Raw genomic sequence first — 19054 nt, forward strand, 5'->3', positions numbered from 1 at the left:
CCACACAACCTCTTAACTGAATACGATTACAAACATCTAACTGATATATTTTCAATTATGGAAATATAAATTGATGTTTTGATACTATTTTAAAATTTGCTGAATAGCACTTAACATGCTTGGTTTAACTTTTTGATAACTATAGCCTTCTACTGCTTTACTTCTGCCATTCACACCAAGTTTTACAATCAGGCTTGGCTCTTTTATCAGCAAGCCCAGAGCGTTGACGACACCTTCAATATCTTTAAAGGGAACTAAAATACCATTTTTTTCATCAACTAGTTCAGGAATAGCCCCCCATTCATATGCAACAACGGCACAACCGCTCGCCATACCTTCTATCACCGTGCGACCAAAAGACTCCTGGAAGTGGGACAAATTTAGTAAGATATCGGTATCTTTAAGTGCTTCAAAGGAGCTCTGGCAATAACCTTTCCATTTTAAATTTTGTAAGCTCGTCTGTTTTTTCCAATTCGCTGTATGTTCATTTTCAGGCCCATAAATATGAAACTCAATAGGAAACTGTTTAGCCTCACACAACTCCGCAACTTTAAGTAGATCTTCAATACCTTTTTTAGGCAGATTACTGCTGAGTAAAGAAGCAATAACAGGAAGTTTAACGCTAGGTAGTTTTGACGTAGTAACATCAATGTCAATAACATTTGGAATTAGAAAAGCTCGACTTTTGAAATCAATGAAATTCAATACTGCCAAAGAGTTAGCAATAAAATAGTCACTACTTTTTAAACAATGATTCCTAACAGTTTCAGCATCTGCCCCCAATGCTTCACACAAATCCGGATCATTGAGGGGTAACTCACGAATATGCATAACCGTCTTTCGGTTGTTTCTAGTCGCTGCGTTCAATGGCTCTGACAAAACAAGGGTATTTGCATAAACAAGTGCAATATTCAGCTGTTCAATAATTTGACTGAAAGCATCAACTACCTTTTCATCTGTGTCTCTATTTGCGTTCCACCACTGCATGGGTTGAAAAATAACTTTGCTACATAATGCAGAGACTTTTTCTACATAATCGAGGTTTTCGGCATTAGGCAAAACAACAACAATATTAAAATCACTTTGCGAAAACATCTTAAGTGTGTCCAAAAAACTCCTCTCAGCACCAAAAGTATGTTCTGACACCATATGGCCGACACATAAAATTGTGGGCTTATCGTCATGGAAAAGGATTTCGCCGTCAAGTTCAGTGCACTCTGGCAGATGACTTTCGTTCAGCAGATGTTCAATAACCGCTAATTTATTAGTTTTATGGAGGTAGGCCTGCCCACTAATACTTATCACAGGGTTGCAGTCTCTGGCCTCGTGAATACCATTATTAATAAAATGTGCAACGGGCTCGACTCCCGCCTTGGCAATATCTGGATATCGCGTCAAATACCATGTTCGGTCAAACAGTTCGCTGCTTTGCAAAAGTAGCGTTAAGTTATGCTTTCTTTGGGCATCATTACCTCTCAGCATTGTCGGAGGAACAGCGAAAGGTCGCTGATTAGGTAAGCGAGTAAGATACAGCTTTTTATGAGTCTTATGCCAAGTAATGGCTGCGTCATGATAGTCCTTTCGCAACCCTTTAAATTGAGTTCTTAAATGACTCGCTTTGCTTTGAGATAAGGATTCATTTGTTGCCCGCCCGAAAGAAAGCGGTATACCAGGGAAAACCTCGACAATGGAATTAACACCATAAGATGCCAAAATACGATGATAATATTCAGTATCAGCGTTCACCGAAACGTTGTCCCAATATCCCAAACGGCGAAATACCGAACGCTTCAACATTAGTGAAGATACATTGCGATAAATCCAGCCATCTTCCATCCGCCAACGTTGAAAACGCAATTCCTCATCGGCTCTAACCCAATGTGAAACGGATGCGATAGCATTGCGCTTTTGTCGTAGCCCATTAACTTGGCATTCAACTTTTTGCGGATGTGACCAATCATCAATATCGTGTACAGTAATATACTTACCTCTGGCCATACTAAGTCCATAATTTCGCGCTCGGTATGCACCTAAATTGACGTCGTGACGCAATAACTTAATTCTTTGGTCTTGCGTCGATAGAGATTGCAAAACTTGCCATGAGTCATCACAGGAAGCATCATCAATTATGATGATTTCGAGGTTTTTCCAAGTCTGATTTAGCAAACTCGTTACTGCTGTTTTTATAGTATCTTGCGCATTAAAGCATGGAATGATAATGCTAACTAATGGCTGCAAAATATCTTTTAACGTTTTGTTGCGAGGTACATTCAGCCCAATTAAATTATCTAATCCTAGTGGCTTTTCTGGGTGTTTAACACTAACACCCAAAAGTTGGTTATTTGCAAATAGTTCAGTTAAATCATCAGCTCTACTCTCATTATCAAGCAGCATATTTTGAGCTAGTAACTTATTGTTAGATGTTGGCCAGGTATTATTGTTAAGTAACGCTTGCGCCGCGCTCAATTTGCCCTGCCAATAATATGCATCAAACAACAACAGATATGGACCTTGATGTGCGATTAAATATAACGCCATTGGATCTTTCAAGGCTTCGGGTAAATATTGTTCTACTAGATCCCATTTTCCATAACTGCCATACCAGCGACCAAGCACCCACCCAGCTAAACACCGACTAAAGTCACTAGAGTTACTGAACAATGTGATTAGTTTTTTCTCAATTTCGTCAGTGTTATCGGTCGTCCATAACTCTTTTTCTAATTCAAATGCTTCAATTTTGCAGGGGAACCGCCCCTCGCCACGACCACAATTGATATAGTGCTCTAATGGTTCGACTCCTGCCTCTGCCACGTCAGGGTAAGTATCTAAATACCAATTGGCATCAAAATATTTTCCAAGCTTTATGTTTTGTTCAATAACCATTTTTAATTACAATTTCTTTCAATAATAAAAATACACTAGCACTTAATAAAACATTCGTTTTATTTTAAATTAAGTCGCGTCTTTGATTCCAATTAGCTCTGAGTAAATTTCTACAACCACCTTTTGGGGATAGAGTAAGCATTTGCTATTTTAAATAGACCCCTTTCTAAAATTATGAAGTAAAGGAAACTTATTGGCAGCTGCTAAACTATTCTGACAATAGCAATCCTCGAGTTACTTTAAAATTATCATAATAAACGAAAGTATCAGTAGAAGGGCTCCAACTCGGATCGTTTCCACCATAAAATGAGTTATACAAAAAATAATCAATCTTATTTTCCATATTTCCAGTAAAATTTAAATTGTTACGCTCTATCAGTTTTTTTCCATTAATGAAAAGTGCAGCTATGCCATCACTGCTGCCGACTTCGCTGTTTAACTTTACATATAGTGCAATTTTGTACCAGGTATCTTTAACAAACGTAAACCCTAGAGGGTCTGCTACATCATCCCCACAACGTTTTTTACGATCTTGATGGTATAAATATAAAACGGGTTGTCCGTTTTGCCTCCACATCATTCGGACAGACCAACCATTCGGATCGATAGTTTTACAGCCAGTGGTAGCCGTACCGCCTCCCAAGCCGTGCATTTTACCGCCTCTTACAAATTCAAATTGACTATCTAATTTCATATCAAAACTGAGAGTGGCTTCAGAAACACTCTCTACTAATTGAAAACGTTTACCAATATAGGGTGTTCCTGTTTTGCTAGGGGTGTAAGTTTGTCGAATAATCTGTCCGTATTCTAGCTCTTCACTGCTCCCCTTTACCGATAACTCAGGTTTAAACCAATTTTGGTTTAAAGCCATGCCTTCAAAGTCTTGATAATACAAGTAATCAGTTGATTGCTGCGCTGAAGACATATGCCCTCTTAGCGCAAACAACGATAATAACGATAATAACAGCAGTAATATGAGTCTTAGCAATTTACTCTTATGCTCCTTTTTAAGTTATTGGTATATAGTCTTAAACTCACTACTCAAATTGTTACAGCAATCGGCCTTCAAAACGTCCATTTTAAAATCCTGTACAAAAGCACCAACTCCAGAGGCTACAACACTTTGGTTGGTGCCTAGAGCCCACTACTCATCAACTAAACTTTCTATAGCTCTTTGTCTAAAACAAGTCTCAAATTTAACCTAGCTCAAACGTTTTTCAACAAGCTAGAAAGCAAGAGTAAAACTGAAAACAATGACAATACCAGATTCTATCAATTAAAGGTCATTTGGTTTAATACAACTTAACTGACTGCATAAGAATCCAACAACCATGTTAATAGTTGCCGCTAGTCTATTGCATAGATCAACCACGACGTTTATCCTTTCCGATTGGTTTATTATTGTCACAAGAATCTCTTTTGACCGACTACTCAGTTACAATTGGAAGCTATACATGTTCAGATTTTTACCTTCGGCCTCACTTTTTAAAAAACACTCTATTCGTCGGCAAGCCAAACTAATTAAAGAATCAGGTTTATTTGACTCAAAATGGTACTTAGAACAAAACATAGATGTGAAAGAGTCGGGTCAAGATCCAATTAAACATTACATTCAATTTGGTGTTACTGAAGGTCGCGCACCCAGCCCCAAATTCGACCAAACATGGTACCTATCACAATACCAAGATGTAGCTATAGCCGGTTTAAATCCTCTAGTACACTATATTGAGCATGGAATGGCAGAAGGCCGCTCTATTCAAGCCAATGATTCTAGAGCTCAGTCGATAAAACCATCAACTCCAGCGGGCGAGTTAAACAAAAAATTATGGGGTGGATTTAGTGAGCATGCGGTAAATGATTTAGAGAAATTTGCTTACGACGATAATGGCAAAAAATCAGAGCGCGCCCATGCCCTATTAAGTTTGAGTCGGTGGTACAGTACAACGAAGGATTGGTCTAACGCATATCGTTGTTTGAAAGATATTAGACCTTTAGATATCAAACTTTATCGAGCCAAACGAACAAAGTTATTACTTATAGATAGCCTTCTTCAACTTGGGCTTTTAGATAAAGCAACAGAGTTTCTTGAACCCACACTAGCGCAAAGGTTTGATAGTGATTTTTTATGCGCCTTGTGTAACCGCCTAGAATCAAATGAAGAAAGGCTCATAGTATTAAACAAGATATACTCACACTTCGGTTTGAGTGAAGTTTCCTTTATAGACCAATCTGAAGGTATGAAATTTGGCAATTTAACAATTGCGACCCCACCAAAAACAATTAGCGGCGGTTCTAAAATAAGTATTTTAGTCCCTGTGTATAACGCAGAAGACTTTATTTCAGTAGCGATGCAATCTTTACTTAGCCAAAGTTGGAGTAACATTGAAATTATTGCGGTAGATGATTGCAGTACAGATAACTCGCTTGCTTTACTTGAAGAAATGGCGGCATTAGATAGCCGCTTGAAGGTAGCCAAAAATACCGTGAACCAAGGTGCTTATGGTACAAGAAACAAAGCCCTCAGCTTGGCCACTGGTGATTTTATAACAGTTCATGATAGTGATGATTGGTCACATCCACAAATGTTAGAAATTCAAATGGGAGCGATGTTAAGTAATCCGCGTTTAAAAATCACCTGTTCGATGATGGCTCGAGTGCATTCTAATATGGAGTTTATGCTAAGACCGCAAAGAAATAATCTCGATTATGTACATCGAAGCTACCCATCAGTTCTTATTAGAAAGCAAGACTTGGAAGCATTAGGAGAATGGGACGGCGTTTCGGCTAATGCGGATGATGAGTTTGTGCAAAGAGCCCGAATGCTTTGGGGTAACGATTCGGTTAAAGATATATTAACTGGCGTGCCTTTATCTTTCTTTTTAGTACATGAAAACTCGTTAACTCAAAATAAAAAAACTAGCCTAAACAGTTTAACCTTTGGTATACGTCAGGAATACTCTAGACAAGCTAATTATTGGAAATCTAAAAAGGTAGAAGCGAACTCTGAAAAAATTGTTACAAATAGAAAGAGCTTAAAAGACCCCTTTCCTATCCCTGCGGGTTTAGCGCCCAATAATTGGCCGTTAAATCGCCACTACGACTTGGTTATTATATCTGACTTGAGCTTACTTGGTGGGACTAGGCGTTGTAATGAGGGATATGTAGCAGCAGCTCTAGATTCAGGTCTTAGAGTCGGTTTGTTTCATTGGCCCAGATACGATCTAAAAGTTGCAGAAATTGCCGACGAATATATGGAATTATCGTACAACGAAAATGTTGATATTTTAGTTCCTGAAGATGATATTAACGCTGATTTAGTTGTTATCCATCATCCTCCTATTTTGAAATATGAAATTGATGCTGTTCCTACTATAGATTGTAAAAAAGTAGCTATTTTAGTTAACCAATCTCCAATGCAGTTGTGGAGTGAAAAACCTCATTATTATGCAGAAAAAGATGTGAATGAGTTGACTCAAAAGTTATTTGGGAAACTACCGGTTTGGATTCCCATTTCTTCTATTGTGGAAAAAACACTGACACTTGCTGGAGGAGGTAATAATTTACTAAATGAAACTTGGTTCCCTCCTTATAGCCATGATTTACCAAAAACAGTCCCTAATCCTCCTAATGGCTTAGGTTCTAATAGACCCATAGTTCTCGGACGCCATAGTCGAGATCACTGGACTAAGTGGCCTGAATCTCATTCCGATATCTTCAATGCATATTGCGGCAACAAGAAAAATGTAAAGGTACAGCTGTTAGGCGGTGCAAAAACACCTCAAAAAGTACTTGGCAAATTGCCGAGTAATTGGGAAGTGTTTAAGTTCGATTCCATCGAAATTACAGAGTTCATTGAAAGTTTAGACTTCTTCCTTCACTTTACCCATGAAGATTATATTGAAGAGTTTGGTAGAAATATTATGGAAGCGATGGCGTCTGGCAGAGTTGTAATTTTGCCGGAAAGTTATGAACCAGTATTCGGTGGAGCTGCAGTGTATTGTAAACCTTCAAAAGTTGAAGATACTATTCGTGAGCTATGGAACGACAAAGAAAAATACACAATTCAAACTCAACGTGGTTTTGCATTCGTAGTTGATAATTGTAGCCGTCCTGTGGTCGCAAGAAAAATACTTAATCTGCTCAAATAGGAATGAACAAACCTATGATATTTCTGATTAACCTCAGACCTGCTTAAACAACGACCATCGCATTACGCTTAAGGTCTATAATATCAATGGATGGCTTATCTTTTTTAAGCAATAAGTCACTAATTTCGCGAGTAAATTGAGCATAAAGCCATCGCAGACTGCGATGGCTTGAGTATTTGATCAACGAAATCTTATTTAACGGTTCATTGATTGTCTTAATGATAAAGCATTTTGAGAGCATTGCCCTATCTCATAAAGACAGGGCTTTTGCTTTCAGGTTTTTACTAAAAGTAGTGATAAGTGTAATGTGACATCTGAAAACAATCACAATTGTCATGATTTCGCTGGGTGTCATATTGCCTTATCATTGCCGTTTGCTGTTACCGTCTTCAAGTAATTGTTTTTGACATTGTGGAGTAACTACTTTTCAAAAGTAACCAACATCGCAATACCACTCAAATAAATTATTCATGCCTGTTCCTTGTGAGTGAATATTTCTTGGTCGAAAGACCCGAGCACGGAACATGTAATTAGGTCACGGTCTTAAACAAGGTTAAGGTTAATTAACGCTAAGTATATAAATTATACTTACGACCTTATACAGCAATACCTAGAACAGACACATAAAGGTTAGCAACGCTCTTTACATGTCTTTCGGGCGAAAAACGCCACGACATACTATCTGCCACATCATCCCTAACTCCCACATAAAGCGATGATAGCTCATCAATCTTATCAAACTCATTTTTGAATTTATTGGCATCAGCTCTTTCTACAAGACAAAAAGGTGAAAGCTGTTGAAGTAACTCTTTATGTCCTCCCTCAGAGGAAATAATCATCGGAGTTCCTAACATACCGGCTTCAACTATAGTACGTCCCAGAGGCTCATTTTTAGCAGTAGAAACTAACGCGTCCGTTCCTGAAACAAACCGCAAAGCATCGTAACGATATCCAGCAATGATAACATTACTTGCGACATCAGATGATATGTACTTATGCTTTAAATCATTGATCTCACTACGTACAGTTAACCCAACAGAAATAAAATAATGTCGTTTGTTAGATTTTATAGACTTTGCAGCTGCCTCAAAAAACATATCCCAACGCTTTCTTTTATTGCCATTCGCAATCATCGTAAAGACTTTGGCATCCAATGGAATGTCAAACTCATTCTTTAACCAATAACTATCTTGCTTGCGATCATAAACCCTGTCGATTGTAATTGGGTTGTCAACTACTATAACTTTATCTCTAATACTTACTGGTGCGCGATCTCTAACAAACATCGAAATTGTCAGTACCATTTCGGCCGCTAGTAAAAACTCTTCAGCTTTGGCAGGGTGCTGGAACAATCCTCGTTCATGCCATACGTGAATAAATTCAATTTTTTGTTTCAAGGCACCCCATATTCTGTGCATACCCGCATCATTTGTATGGATGATTCCAATAGACTCTTTTGTTAAATGTCTCTCGACATCAGCAGAGTGTTTAACAATACTTTGAATCACAGAGTCGTCAAAAGGCGCTCTCTTATCTATACTGGGTAAATTAATAACGACGTAATCTAAACCTAGACGTATTATATAATCAACGGTTGGGCCATCTTGATCTAAAATCACGACGATCTGGAAGCCCATTTGTGACATTTTCACGGCCAAATTTAACGCTGACAAATCGGCCCCACCAGGTCTAGCTCCTTGCCAATTTCCGCGTTCTCCCTTCCTACCAGAAATTGGAAAGCCAATTTTTTTCGTCGATGTATTGTTCACAATATTAAAATCCTACTAATTAAAAATACAGGTACATGATACCGTGATAAACAAAAATATATAAATATAGATTTACATTTTAAGTAAATTCAAAGTATCGGCCTTTTAACATTTTACGCTCTTTTCATAGGCGATTATTTTCTTTCCCAAATCTATTAAACTCAAAATGTTCAACTTTTTTAACTAACTTTCTTCGCCGTCGGTATTGAGCATTTGTTAACCAACCATATAATCGTTGTCTCTGACAAACGGCAACTCCCCTATAGCCTAGTACCCTGAGAGTAACTCATACATTTAAGGAGATACATCAAACAGGATGACAGAGAGGCAGAGCAATTTCTTTCGCGGAATGTTGAGTTAGGCTGCTGTGGTTCTGACGTCGTCTACAATGAATTCTAGAAATTCACAATAAATATTGAATTAACTCTATGCAAATATCAATTAATTGAAAAATAACATTTCAAAAAAGTTATCTATAAAAAATTAAACTGATAGCACTTTTTATAACGTTCTATTTGCTAACTCGGTAAGGAAAAACTTGTATGTTTGCTCAGTAAAGTGGAACGGAGCTAACCCCCACTTATGATCCATATCGGCCTTTATTATTTCTTTAGGGTACTCAATCATTGCCTCGCTTCCGAAGGTGTTTTCTAACTTAAGGTAAGCTGCTCGCAAATACTCGTTTTTTTCTGCAATTTTCGCTGGGAAATCTATAGAGTGATTGCCAGTTGGTTGATAAAACACACAATTAACGAATATTTTATTTAGCTTTAGATCATCACAATATCCCTTCAGACGTCTTAAACCTGCTTCCCATAGGGTTTTAAATTCGTCAGAGGAGCTTTTGACTATACGTCCATTTTGACCTTGAGAGATCGATGCTGTTTTGTACTCCGATGAAACAGTATGTGACGAATTATCATCAAAAAGCTTTAGATTAAATCTATCATCAATTAGGTCAATAACAATAATGTCATTTTGGCTGTTTTCTAAACTAAGCCAAAACCTTTTAGTCATATCTCTTTCTACCATTCGTTTTTGAAATGTAGATTTGATATTAGTTAATATTTTAGGGTCTTTTCTGCTTTTGGTTGCCAAAGACGCTAAGCTGGTTCTCGCCGTATAGTCAATTAACTTAAAGTCCGTAGTTATTTCTAATGCATCCCGCGTTACACAACTACCAAGAATTCGAACATTTTTCATTTCAAAAACTCTATAAATATTAAGTGTTGTTTCATTTTTATTAACTCACTAATTTTATTATAAGTACAGCACCACCATGCACCTAAGCTCTACTGAAATTGTTCGATTTTCAAACTATGAGCAGAATCCTGTATAGGTTTTTTCATGTTAGCAAGACAGCACAGTTTTAGCCATGAAGTTATAAACAGTTTTAGTTTACAGTAAGAAATAAGTTCGAGGAAATTAGGAGTTTTGCAACCAATGATGTTTTTATTGTGACCTAGTATAAAAATTAGTGACTTACCATATCGGAGGATAAAATGGGCCAATTTAATAAGTTGTCAACAATTAAGAAATTTCCGCAATCAGGCTTCAATGAGACTAGAATAGTACTTAGCTCTTCATCGCTACTATATTTATAACCATTTATTCCATCTACCACATAATAATTAAGGGTACCTAAACTAGGGGCTAATACGCTTTTTGAAAAGGACATTGCTTGAAAAAAGCCACCGGAAGTTAAAATATCACGATACGAGAGAAGCACGTAGTCTGCTGAGTTAAGATATAACTGTACATCATCATCATCAATAAACTTGTTTACTAATACAAGGTCCCCTTTATCTATTGATTTAATTTCAGCTAATGTTTCTTTACAAAAAACTTTCCCGGCAATTACGTAGCTCAAATAATCTTTATTTTCATTGAGCACCTCTTTAAAAACTCTGAGTTTATCAACCAAGTTTTTGTATTTTTTAATTTTACCTAAAGTCGTGATTACTAACTTATTAGAACCTACACCAACAATATCTCTTGCTTCAGACTTGGAAATCGTATTTTTATAAACATCTTGATAATGCCCATGTTCAATTATTTGTATGTTGGCATTTTCATCTAACCAGCCTTTTATCTCCATTTCTATGAGTGGATGATGAAGTAAAACAACATCACTCAAGTTAGACAATTCCTTTCGAAATTTATACTCTACATCAAGGTCTAACTGATCGTGATTCTGACGATTGTGAACTGTCCAAACAACCTTTACGCCCTTTTTCTTTAACAGCCTCAATTTAGTTAAAAAATCATCAAGTACAACAGATAAGGTATCCGTGGTTTGATTATTGAAGAAAATATTTACCCAATGAATATGTAAAACATCACCATTAATAAATTGTGACAAATCCAAGTTTTTACTGTCAGATTCTGACAAGCCCTTAACCTCAACACCAAACTGTTTAAAGTTTTGATAAAGTAGTTTTTGATAAGGGTTACCTTCACTATAATCTGGCAAATAGTAAAGAGTGCGATCAGGTGTTAACCAAGAAAAGTCTGACATTTTCGGCGCTTTATCTATTCTATCCAAAAAGTAAGATAATTTTTCCTCTAATCCATAAATACGATTTATGTTACACCAAAACTTATAATGGTCGGTGCTGTAAGCCTTGTTTAAATAAACGTTTTCAAGTTGTGACTCGCCCTTTTGGTGATGTACTTTCGCTTTTATCATCCACCCTAAAATACCGTCCTCGGAGGATATAATTTTGTCAGACAGAATCAATAGGCGGGCAAATAGGTTTTCAGTAATATCTTGCTGATTCAAACCTCGCAAATAAAATCCAATGAAATCAAAGAAAGTATCTCTTAGGTTTGAAACCGGCAAAAGTCTATTTGTGCAGTCAATCAAATACTGAAAATCAGTTTCTAATATTGATTCACATAAGGCTTCCAATAACTCCTTTTGGGATTGATGGTTAACAGACTCTTTTCTCAAAAACTTGTAAAGAAGCCCAAATCCCACCCAAAAATCATTTTGCTTAAATGCGCTGACAATGGCTGTTAATTGCAAACTCTTTAAATTCTGGCTTAAGGGTATAGAACGTTTACGTCGCCCAACAAAATACTCTTTTACAATCAAATCATCATAATTTTTTGCTTCTGGATTACGTCTCCAGTACGAATTTGGAGCTCGGTAATATAAACCTAACTCTTTGTTCAAAAGATAGTATTTACTGCCATTCACCCCACATCGAAGCCAGAATTCCCAATCTGACGAGGGGCCAAAACGGCTTTCTTTAAAGTAACCATTTTCGCGGTGAACCTTTGTGCGCCAAACAGGCATGCAATGGGGGATATTTTGAGATACTATTTTCTGACTTTTATGATTAAATTTCGCCAGTTTTTCAATGTCATACACTTCAGGTACTTTCGGCTTATACCAAACCTCGTTGTGATTAGAGTCATTCCAAGGTTGATTTTTAACATCAGTCACTCGAAGACTGGTGCTAGCGGCATCAATCTCTTGGTTTTTCGTTAATACATCAACCAATTCAACGACATGCTCAGAGCTGCGTTTGTCATCAATATTTGCATTTGAACAGAAAGACGAAGAGCTTAACCTAACGCCTAAGTTCCAAACATCATATAGCCCAGGATCAACAGCTAACCAAACATAAATTAACGATGTGTTGTCTTCACCAAAACTCATTAAGCTTAAATGCTCTTGACCATCAGACTTGGGACGAAAAACAAATGTTTCGATATTTTGAAGCTCTTTAAACTTCGCGGTGTTTTCAAGAAATGCTTCTTTGTATTCATCTCCATTAAACATTGAAGTAATGAGAGTACAAATTGGGTGCCAAGGCTTTAAATTTCGATTAATGGAAAATCCATCGTTTTCCATTAATGGAAAAAATAGATGATTTATGAATTTAGGTTCCCGCTGAGGCAGTAGGTGAAGAGTATCAAATTGAACTAATAAATTTTGAGTAAAGGTTTTACTATCAAATAAGAAGGCTGAGCTTTGACTAAAATCTATCTGATAGTCATCAATAATGAAAAAATCATCAGAGACTACTTTGCAATGATCTTTCTCGATACTCAGCAAGAAAACGTCAAATTGTAATTTGACGTTTTCTTTAAACCAGCTTAAAAGGTCAAGCCACAAAACAACTTGCTTTTGATTTAGCTTAATGCAATTAAGTATCAGCTTTTTATTAGGTTTTAGTAAATTTCGCAAAATATCTACTTTTAATGTATTAAGAAAAATTTGGTTGAGTAAGTTGATGTGATTATTTATTTAAAGCACTTTATATGTTGGCACATTTAAAACTAAAGTACAGTTCACTATTCCAATAAAAATTAGATTAAACATTTTAGTTCTACGTGTTTATCTTATTAGCTAATAGTTTGCTTTAAAGCAACTTCAGTGCAGCAGTCTTTTTTTGAATTACTTTCAACCGCAATAGCAAGTCGAGTGTGTACCTGAAGTCCTATTTTTTAGCCCATCTTTCTAAATAGAAAGATAATTTATATGGAAATTTATTTAACTTCGAGCATAAATATTAAATGCCTGAACTACAACAAATAAGAACTACCCAGACGATTATTACAATCTTGAATCTATAGCAAAACCATACTTTTAACCACTTAAGTCTAGTAGATAAGCAATAGTTGCTTTTTTATCGTCATATCCGCTTTAAGCTAAAAGATTGACCGGTTGCGCCATTCAACAAGTTTTGACTAGCTAGCATAACAGCCAAAGGGCCAACATCGTCTGGTTCTTTCCAAAAGCTTCCTTCCGCTGTGGGGTTCATTTGCGTTTTAACTGGGCCAGGGACTAACTCATTGACATTTATGTTATATTTAATCAACTCCATTGCTAATGATTTAGTGAATATCCAATTTACAGCTTTAGCTGAAGCGTAAGATGACGAGCCAGCAGACCCAACATGCCCGATACCTGAACCTATAGTAATAATATTTCCACCTTTACTTTTTAGATACTCAATTGCTACTTTACAGGTATTGAAGGTACATTTAACATTCGATTCTAATGGTAAAAACCAAGATTCAGCTGATAAATTTTCTACTGTGTCTTTTGCCTCATTAATGCCAGCATTGGCAAACACTATATTAATTTGTCCGAAAGACAAACTCACATCATAAAATGCTTTTTCGACGCTCGAATAATCACTTGCATCAACTTTCAATGCTAATACATTGTTTTCTCCATAAACATAGTGAAACTCTTGTAAAGTCAAATTTAAAGAATGTGCGTCTCTTCCTAAAATCGCAACTTTACAACCACTTTCCAGCAAGTGCTTACAAATTGCTTTTCCGATCCCCTTACTTCCGCCAGTTACTACTGCTACTAAATTGTGTAGTGGAGAGTTTCTTAAGGATTTAATTGGGTAGTCAAATATCTCATCTTCAGTTGCCAATTCTGGTGGGATAACGGTGTTACTAACGCACAAACGCGCTACCATTGAACACCGTTTAACGTTACTCCCTAATGCCGGTAAACTTCGATGTGACAACCCCGAATGAAATAACATAAACTCACCACGCTTTAATGGGATGGTGATACGTTTTTCAATTAAGTCCGCAGGAACATTCAAAAAATGTTGATTTAATGGACGCTTATGATATGGACGAGTGTCTCTGGTATAACCTTCTTGCTGTAAATGAGAGCCTGGAATAAACTCCATAATTCCAGACGCTTCATCGATATCAGTCAAAGCGATTAAAATCGAAAAGTGATTGGTTAAATTACTGAAATCTATATCATCATCAGCATTTTCAAAGTGCCTATCGTGATGCCATTTAACTTCACCTGAACCATCTGTTTTTTTAAAGCAGTTCGTTCGCCAAACTTTCAGATTATCCCCAAACGACTCTTGAATCTTAGCAGAGATGGTATTTTCAGAAATTAATTTTTGACAGTTTTCGTTTTCAATATGTAAATTCTTGAATGCCTCACCAATTCCATCAAGCTCAGTAATCATTTTACTTAGGAGCATGTCATTTTCTATCGAAAACGGTCCAATAAAACCGTCTTTAGCGAGTTTATTTTGCATTGGCGCCTCAAAAATTAGTGCTAGGTAACCCTAAGTCTTCGAGGTTACCTCCGCCACTATTTAACTAACCGAATTCTATAACACACACGCTACTCTCTGGAAACGGCCATTGAATAACCATGTTCTTTCAACAAAGCGTGTTGCTTAGCTTTGTCCAAATCACTGCGAACCATTTCAGCACACATTTCTTCTACTGTGATCTCTGGTACCCAGCCAAGCTTTTCTTTGGCTTTTGAAGGGTCGCCTAACAAGGTTTCTACTTCTGCAGGACGGAAATAACGTGGGTCAACTTTAACAATTACATCACCAACGCTTACGCCTGGGGCATCATCACCACTAACGGCTGTTACCGTAGCAACTTCATCTACACCTTCACCGCTAAATTCAAGGGTAATACCCGCTTCTGCTGCAGACATACGCACGAATTCACGTACAGAAATTTGTTTACCGGTAGCGATAACAAAATCTTCTGGCTTGTCTTGTTGCAACATCATCCATTGCATACGAACGTAGTCTTTTGCATGACCCCAGTCACGTAATGCATCCATATTTCCTAGGAACAAACACTTTTCTAAACCTTGGGCAATATTGGCGATAGCACGGGTAATTTTACGTGTTACGAAGGTTTCACCACGGCGCGGAGACTCATGGTTAAACAAAATACCGTTACACGCATAAATACCATAAGATTCACGGTAGTTTACTGCTATCCAGTAAGCGTACATTTTAGCCACGGCATAAGGAGAACGTGGGTGGAATGGTGTGGTTTCTTTTTGTGGAATTTCTTGTACTTCACCGTACAGCTCTGAGGTAGAGGCTTGGTAAAATTTAGTTTTCTTTTCTAACCCTAAGAAGCGAATGGCTTCTAACAGACGCAAGGTACCTAAAGCATCTACATCTGCAGTATATTCTGGTGCTTCAAATGAAACAGCAACGTGAGACTGTGCGCCTAAGTTGTACACTTCATCAGGTTCAACTTCACGCATGATACGGATTAAGTTAGACGAATCAGATAAGTCGCCGTAATGTAACTTAAAGTTAGCATTTTCAACATGTGGATCTTCATAAATGTGATCTACACGCTGAGTATTAAACAATGAAGCACGACGTTTGATACCGTGAACTTCATAACCTTTTTCTAATAATAGCTCGGCTAAATAAGAGCCATCTTGCCCGGTTACACCGGTAATTAATGCTTTTTTCATAATTCAACTCTATATTGGTGATAACGATTCTAAAGATGGTCGAACAATTATCGCATTTTTATCACAATACTGTTCCCAGCCTTTAAATTCCGTCCAATAATTTACGAAGACAAAATCTAAATTCGCCTGTTTTGATGCAACATGATCATATTTACTATCGCCTAAAAAAAGTGCAGGCTGTAGGATGTTCCCATTAGAAATCTCTCGCTCTAAGATAGTATCTTTACTATCGGGACTTCCAAAAATTCCTCCGTCAAATAGTTCGAAAAGACCCCGAGAAGAAAAAACATCTCGCAACTCTTTTTGATCTCCTCCTGAAGCCACTAGCCATCTTGCTTTACTAGTTTTTTGACGCAATGCCGCTAATCCATTGACAATCTCACACTTCATCAATCCATCTAAAACGAACTTAGCATAATTATCCAACAACTCTTGCTGTCGAATAGGTTTATCTTCGCTCTCAAAGGACTCGATAAACCACTCAAACTTTTTGTAACGTGAAATACCACCTCTGGCAACATGGTATTCAACTAACTTGTTAGCTGCCTCCTCTCCATACGGTAGAGCGGCCAAATAAAACGCTTGAGTTTTGACCTTATTGGAGTTCAAAATCACACCATCACAATCAAATATTATTGTTTTATATTCAGATAATGGTAGTTTCATAATTTGTGCAACACTTGTAATGCTTTTTCAACAGGTGCCACATCTTCAGGTACGTCCACAGCTAAACTTCCCGGTGTAGTTTCATACATCTGAATGCGCTTACCAAACTCTAGGAATCGTAAAATTTCAATATCTTCACTAAACTCCAATTCACTTTTTCTTCCAAAAGATTGATACATTTTAAGCTCTTCAGCACTAAAGGCATAAATACAAACTTGTTTTTTATAACCTTTAGGAGCATTTTGTGGGTCTTTGAAGCCAGGTAATGCACACCTAGACATATAAATTAATACATCATTTTCAGTTGTAATAACCTTAGGAATATTAACACTAGTTGGATCTTCGTCTTCTGACAACCAACAATATCCATTGATAATTGAAGACATGTCATTGATTTTTGCATCAATAGCTTTTTGGATATCACTAGGATTAACTAAGGGTTCATCCCCTTGAACATTAATATAGATATCAGCATTAATCTGTTTAGCAGCCTCGGCAAGTCTATCCGTTCCCGTTAAGCATTTATCCGAAGTCATCACGAAATTATATCCTGCTTGCTCAACAACGTCGGAAATTCGCGAATCCTCGGTCGCAATGTAAACATTTTCTTTACCCACAGCTTCACTAGCCAGCTCAGCAACCCAAATGATCATTGGTTTGCCAAGCAGAGGGACAAGTGGTTTACCCGGATAGCGACTTGAAGAATATCGTGCAGGAATTAATACAACAGTTTTCATTATGACTCCTGCATCGCATAAATTGACGATGTAGGGATGCGATAAGTTGTTGGTGTAACGGACATAACTTCAATATTTTGAGTTTTATTGAAAAGATCTAAAGTATTTTGCATTTCTTCACTTCTAGGATCTCCTGCACCGTAACCATCAAATCCGGCTAAGTAAATACAGTTAGCATTGCCGCTACTTGAAATGGCTAGAGCATAGCTTATAACCAGTGAGTTAGGTAACACTGCGGCTAACTTTCCTGATTCAAATGATGAAGGTTGTACTGTTAGACCAAAATCTAACAATTTCTTTCCATTAAGAGATTGTAAAACATCTAGCGGTAACATAGATGCTGGTGTAATCAAAGGTTGTGGTAATTCAACATGCGCAGCACAATCCGCTAACAATCTAACTGGATGGCATGCAACTCTGTAGTCAATTAGTTCTTGAGAAACTGAAGATTGTGTATTCAATGCGATGACCACTGGCTTTTCCGTCTTAATAAAACTTTCTATTGCAAGTTTATGGGCTGCAACACCAGGACCAGCACCTAATATAAGTACACTTTTTCCAGAAAGTACAGATTTTGGTTCCCAACTGCCTTTGCAGTTGCCTTGATAAAAGTGTCTAGACGCATCAAGTGTATTAGCACTAAACTTTTTACCGCCTTCAACTTTTAAATGATTAATTGCTGCTAAAATATCTTCTTCGTCATATCGTGAGTCACTCAACATTTCTTGAATGTAGGTTGGGTGAATTCCATATTTACCCGAAAGATAATAATATGGATTTGAGCCCCACCCACATTTATTTTTCATTGGCTGGAAGAATTGAGCAATGATCCCCATCAAAGGAACCATATCAATAGTTTGATTTCTCTTATCCGCAATTTCAATAACTAACTCTTCAGTGCGCGCATTACCTGGACCTCTTCCCATACCGGTAACAGTGGCATCTAACCAAGTAACACCATCGTCAATAGCTTGTACGGTATTTTGTAGCGCCAAGCCCATGTTGTCATGGGTATGTATCCCCATGGCACCTTTCCAATATTTACGTAACCAGCTAATAATTTTACTCGTTTGAGAGGGATTCATACTCCCCATGCTATCCGCAAAATACAAAGCATCAATGGGATATTTTGCAGCTTCTAATGCCAAATCTTCGACTTCCTCTTGAGACCGATCGGCTATTTGCATCAAGTTAAAGCCTACAAGATACCCTCGTTCTTTTAACCAAGTACAAGCAGGTAAGGCATTTACAAATTCGTGAACATGGCAAGCAATACGAACGACGTTGACTCTTGAATGTTCTGCGTTGTTCGGAAACAACTTAGATAACACCTCATTTTGATCTACATCTCCGACTATTTCTGTTGCATTTATCATTACCGCAACTTTCAATTCACTTGGTACATTAAGCGAATCAATATAACTATCAGTTGTAAATGCATTCGCTCCTTTAAAGCCTTTGTTTATCAGTGAGCGAAGACCCAATTCAACAATATCCACCCCAGCCGCAGTCATTGCGCTTAAGTAGTTATTTGTAAGTTCGAGGGGAAAGTCCCACGAGTTGTAATATCCACCGTCACGCAGTGTGCAGTCTAAAATATACATATTA

The 19054-nt window shown here is 37.3% G+C and carries 11 protein-coding genes; 1 reads left to right on the forward strand and 10 read right to left on the reverse strand.

Going from position 1 to position 19054, the window contains the following annotated elements:
- Nucleotides 1-84: 84 nt before the first annotated feature.
- The gene (locus AB6T38_RS06665; protein ID WP_372546551.1) at nt 85-2883 is read right to left on the reverse strand and encodes a glycosyltransferase; all 2799 of its coding nucleotides are present in this window, start codon (nt 2881-2883) and stop codon (nt 85-87) included.
- Nucleotides 2884-3091: 208 nt separating this feature from the next.
- Nucleotides 3092-3808 (reverse strand): polysaccharide lyase, encoded by a 717-nt coding sequence (locus tag AB6T38_RS06670; protein ID WP_372546553.1) that lies wholly within the window; start codon nt 3806-3808, stop codon nt 3092-3094.
- Nucleotides 3809-4337: 529 nt separating this feature from the next.
- Between AB6T38_RS06670 and AB6T38_RS06675 the strand changes: the two genes are divergently transcribed.
- Nucleotides 4338-7031, forward strand: coding sequence for a glycosyltransferase (locus tag AB6T38_RS06675; protein ID WP_372546554.1), 2694 nt, complete (start codon nt 4338-4340; stop codon nt 7029-7031).
- A gap of 596 nt (nt 7032-7627) precedes the next feature.
- On the opposite strand, the gene AB6T38_RS06680 is transcribed toward AB6T38_RS06675, so the two are convergent.
- From AB6T38_RS06680 to AB6T38_RS06715, 8 genes are all read right to left on the reverse strand, one after another.
- Nucleotides 7628-8800, reverse strand: a complete 1173-nt coding sequence (locus AB6T38_RS06680; protein WP_372546555.1) for a glycosyltransferase — start codon at nt 8798-8800, stop codon at nt 7628-7630.
- Between the two features lie 501 nt (nt 8801-9301).
- A complete protein-coding gene (locus AB6T38_RS06685) occupies nt 9302-10003 on the reverse strand; it encodes a DUF6270 domain-containing protein (RefSeq protein WP_372546556.1) in 702 nt (233 codons plus the stop codon).
- Nucleotides 10004-10274: 271 nt separating this feature from the next.
- Entirely contained in the window at nt 10275-12926 is a 2652-nt protein-coding gene (locus AB6T38_RS06690; RefSeq protein ID WP_372546557.1) for a glycosyltransferase, read from the reverse strand.
- Nucleotides 12927-13446: 520 nt separating this feature from the next.
- Nucleotides 13447-14838: an SDR family NAD(P)-dependent oxidoreductase gene (locus AB6T38_RS06695; protein ID WP_372546558.1), complete on the reverse strand. Its 1392-nt coding sequence runs from the start codon at nt 14836-14838 to the stop codon at nt 13447-13449.
- A gap of 89 nt (nt 14839-14927) precedes the next feature.
- On the reverse strand, nt 14928-16043 hold the full coding sequence (gene gmd, locus AB6T38_RS06700) for a GDP-mannose 4,6-dehydratase (protein ID WP_372546559.1): 1116 nt from the start codon (nt 16041-16043) through the stop codon (nt 14928-14930).
- Between the two features lie 9 nt (nt 16044-16052).
- A complete protein-coding gene (locus AB6T38_RS06705) occupies nt 16053-16709 on the reverse strand; it encodes an HAD family hydrolase (protein ID WP_372546560.1) in 657 nt (218 codons plus the stop codon).
- The gene (locus AB6T38_RS06710; protein ID WP_372546561.1) at nt 16706-17446 is read right to left on the reverse strand and encodes a 3-deoxy-manno-octulosonate cytidylyltransferase; all 741 of its coding nucleotides are present in this window, start codon (nt 17444-17446) and stop codon (nt 16706-16708) included. The genes AB6T38_RS06705 and AB6T38_RS06710 overlap by 4 nt, the downstream gene beginning before the upstream one ends.
- On the reverse strand, nt 17446-19050 hold the full coding sequence (locus AB6T38_RS06715; protein ID WP_372546562.1) for an aldolase catalytic domain-containing protein: 1605 nt from the start codon (nt 19048-19050) through the stop codon (nt 17446-17448). Before AB6T38_RS06715 ends, AB6T38_RS06710 begins: the two co-directional genes overlap by 1 nt.
- Between the last annotated feature and the right edge of the window lie 4 nt (nt 19051-19054).

This window comes from Aliiglaciecola sp. SL4, assembly GCF_041538045.1.
GTDB lineage: Bacteria > Pseudomonadota > Gammaproteobacteria > Enterobacterales > Alteromonadaceae > Aliiglaciecola.

Excerpts from the sequence above, each read along its gene's own strand:
- AB6T38_RS06665 (WP_372546551.1), bottom strand. The coding sequence starts at position 2,883 with ATGGTTATTGAACAAAACATAAAGCTTGGAAAATATTTTGATGCCAAT.
- AB6T38_RS06670 (WP_372546553.1), bottom strand. The coding sequence starts at position 3,808 with ATGTCTTCAGCGCAGCAATCAACTGATTACTTGTATTATCAAGACTTT.
- AB6T38_RS06675 (WP_372546554.1), top strand. The coding sequence starts at position 4,338 with ATGTTCAGATTTTTACCTTCGGCCTCACTTTTTAAAAAACACTCTATT.
- AB6T38_RS06685 (WP_372546556.1), bottom strand. The coding sequence starts at position 10,003 with ATGAAAAATGTTCGAATTCTTGGTAGTTGTGTAACGCGGGATGCATTA.
- AB6T38_RS06695 (WP_372546558.1), bottom strand. The coding sequence starts at position 14,838 with ATGCAAAATAAACTCGCTAAAGACGGTTTTATTGGACCGTTTTCGATA.
- gmd (WP_372546559.1), bottom strand. The coding sequence starts at position 16,043 with ATGAAAAAAGCATTAATTACCGGTGTAACCGGGCAAGATGGCTCTTAT.
- AB6T38_RS06705 (WP_372546560.1), bottom strand. The coding sequence starts at position 16,709 with ATGAAACTACCATTATCTGAATATAAAACAATAATATTTGATTGTGAT.
- AB6T38_RS06710 (WP_372546561.1), bottom strand. The coding sequence starts at position 17,446 with ATGAAAACTGTTGTATTAATTCCTGCACGATATTCTTCAAGTCGCTAT.
- AB6T38_RS06715 (WP_372546562.1), bottom strand. The coding sequence starts at position 19,050 with ATGTATATTTTAGACTGCACACTGCGTGACGGTGGATATTACAACTCG.